Genomic DNA, 2,708 nt, shown 5'->3' on the forward strand with positions numbered 1-2,708 from the left:
TATTTACTTTTATCATTTTAGTGTCTAAATTAATATCTCCTACAGTGAGGGCTAATAATTCACCAATTCTTATCCCAGTCCAAAATAATATATAAAACCCTATAAATGAAATTGGCTTATGCTCTAATTCTTTTATAAATTTTTCAAACTCTTCTACAGTCCACACACTCATTTCTCCAGCTTGTTTTTTTCCTATACTTCCAGCCTTATGGCATGGATTTTCCTGTAATGAATGATATTTAACTGCATAATTTAATATTGCTACTAAATTATTGTTTATTGTTTTAATATAAGTCTGGCTGTACACCTTATTAGATTTTTCATTTATTTTAGACATTAATTTATTTTGCCACTTCCTAATCAATATAGGAGTTATTTTCCCGACTTCTATTTCTCCAAAATATGGGAGTATTTTTTCTTTGATAATATATTTTTTAGTAATCATTGTGTTTTCTCTCAATCTATGGGAAAGATCATCAAAATATAAATCACATAAACTTCCAAAACTCATGGTTATTTCAAATTTTGAACTTGCTAAAAACTCCCTTTCAAATTCAAGTGCTTCTCTCTTTGTTTTAAACCCTCTTTTAAATTTCTGCATTTTTGTTCCTTGGTAATTTGTAAAATAAAAACGGGATAGCCATTTCCCGTTTTTATCTTTAATACTAGGCATTACTACCACCTAATCCCAATCTTTCATATAAATAAGTTGAATTAACCCTTCCATTTATAACTATAAACCCCTTTTCTTTCATTTCGTCATTTATTTCTTTCATCAGTCTGTATGCTCTCCCCTGCTTAACTTTACATATTCTTTCAACTTCTTTCACAGTTAATAGCTCCGCCATGCTCCTACCTCCATTTTATCAATACTGTATTTAATACTACCCCTTTACCAACTTCAAATTATTTTTATGTTCCCACTCTTTTTCCTTATCCTTAACAGCTTGTTTCATATCTTTCAAATAGATTTCTAGTGCATCTACATCAGCCTTTAAAGAATTTAATTCATTCCCATCTTCTACTTTTGTAATCCTAGTTTTCATCTTCTCTAATTTTTTATAATTTACATAACTTGTAGTTTTCTTTTCAAATTCAATTGCTATCTGATCCTTTACAGGAGCTAATAACTCTTTTATAGTTTCAGCTTTTTTTATTCCCCCATCAATTATCTTTTCTCTGGCATCTGCTGTAACATCTTTATGAGTCAAAATTCTAACTGAGTGGTTAGAGAGTGATGCAATAAAATCTTTTTTATCACTAAATTCCTGAAACAAGATAAATCTTTTATTAAATTCAGAAATATTATCTTTAGTTAATCCATTAGCTTCATACCACTTCATGAAATCACCAGACTTTTTAAATTTTAAAGAGATCTGATTGATAGTTATACATATATCATAGAGAGAGTCAGAGATTCCCATAAACCTTTTTCTTAATTTCTGCTCACTACTTTTTATAAACTCAATATCTTCTTTTTCAATTTCGCAACTTCCGAAATCAAATTGCGAAACATATATTTCTTTTTTTACTGCTTTTTGAAGTTCTCCAAATACATCCAATTACATCACCCCCTTTACGATCTTTGCAAAAATTTGCTTTATATCATTGTATTGTTTGCTCTTAGTTTCCATAATTGTTTTTGATTTTTCTGTAAGCTGCATAATTTTTGAAGTTTGATAAATTGGATCAGTGATAACTGCTCCTACACCTTCTAAACTCTTTTTTAATTTATTTAGGTGTTCTTGCTCCATCTTACTTCTACCAACTCTGTTAGGAACAATCATAGCTACCTTGTCCACTCCTACCTCTCCAATAAGATTTACCATTCCCTTAGTAGTTACATTATCCAAAAAAGTTGGTATAACTACTTTGTCGCTCACTTCTAGAAAGATGTTATCTAATTTCAATACTGGTGATCCATCTATTAAGATGTAATCATATTGAGCTTTAAAGATCTCTATTACATCCAGGAATCTAGTTTCAAAAGTTCTCTTTACCCCAGTACTTGTAAGAGGCACATAGAATAAACCCTCTCTTAATTTTATTAGGTCTGAACCTCTACCATCAATATATCCTTGTAGTCCATCACCATAGCCTGATTTAGTTCCTGCCATCTGCATGATATTATTCTGTGAATCAGATGTGAGGATTAATACTTTATTTTTCTTATCATTTGATTTTGATAATGTAGAAAGGATATGAGCTGTCCAGAAACATAGTAATGATTTTCCAACTCCTCCTTTATTATTTTTAAATAAAATTACTTTAGCCATTAGACAATCACCTTATGCCCTGTTATTCCTCTTTTTCTCTTAATCTCTGATTTGATTTGTTTAACCTGTCTATTTGTCAGCACATATTCACTTTTTAAAATAAAGTTTAGATCTGCTAAACTCATAGCTATAATTTCTTTATGATTTGGTCTTAATTTTTCTTTTTTCATTATTGCCTCCAAGTTATTATAAAAATATTTTCATAAATTGATACATCTTTTATTTGCCTAGTAAAACATTCAAACGTATTTGGATTGATTATTTCCACAAATATTTCTTTTTTTAGATCAAATTTTTTTAATGCCTTAAATCTTTCACCATGGTCTGTAAACCTAACTGTATTATTTTTAATACCTGATTTTTCTTTTGAGAAAAAAGGTTCTATACTATAAAATTTTATTGTTTCTTTTTTCATTTCATTTCCTCCTAAAC

The 2,708-nt window shown here is 29.1% G+C and carries 6 protein-coding genes; all 6 read right to left on the reverse strand.

Annotated elements, in window-relative coordinates; all coding sequences use genetic code 11:
* On the reverse strand, window positions 1-673 hold a 673-nt coding region (locus WBG30_RS10100), incomplete at its 3' end, for a tyrosine-type recombinase/integrase (protein ID WP_424504530.1).
* Entirely contained in the window at window positions 666-848 is a 183-nt protein-coding gene (locus WBG30_RS10105) for a transcriptional regulator (protein ID WP_424504531.1), read from the reverse strand. The genes WBG30_RS10105 and WBG30_RS10100, both read right to left, overlap by 8 nt.
* 36 nt (window positions 849-884) lie before the next feature.
* A complete protein-coding gene (locus tag WBG30_RS10110; RefSeq protein ID WP_424504532.1) occupies window positions 885-1,562 on the reverse strand; it encodes a hypothetical protein in 678 nt (225 codons plus the stop codon).
* Entirely contained in the window at window positions 1,563-2,276 is a 714-nt protein-coding gene (locus WBG30_RS10115; protein ID WP_424504533.1) for a ParA family protein, read from the reverse strand.
* Window positions 2,276-2,446: a hypothetical protein gene (locus tag WBG30_RS10120; RefSeq protein ID WP_424504534.1), complete on the reverse strand. Its 171-nt coding sequence runs from the start codon at window positions 2,444-2,446 to the stop codon at window positions 2,276-2,278. Before WBG30_RS10120 ends, WBG30_RS10115 begins: the two co-directional genes overlap by 1 nt.
* Window positions 2,446-2,691 (reverse strand): hypothetical protein, encoded by a 246-nt coding sequence (locus tag WBG30_RS10125; RefSeq protein ID WP_424504535.1) that lies wholly within the window; start codon window positions 2,689-2,691, stop codon window positions 2,446-2,448. The genes WBG30_RS10120 and WBG30_RS10125 overlap by 1 nt, the downstream gene beginning before the upstream one ends.
* Window positions 2,692-2,708: the final 17 nt, after the last annotated feature.

The sequence above is a fragment of the Psychrilyobacter sp. genome, from assembly GCF_049671765.1.
Classification (GTDB): Bacteria; Fusobacteriota; Fusobacteriia; order Fusobacteriales; family Fusobacteriaceae; genus Psychrilyobacter.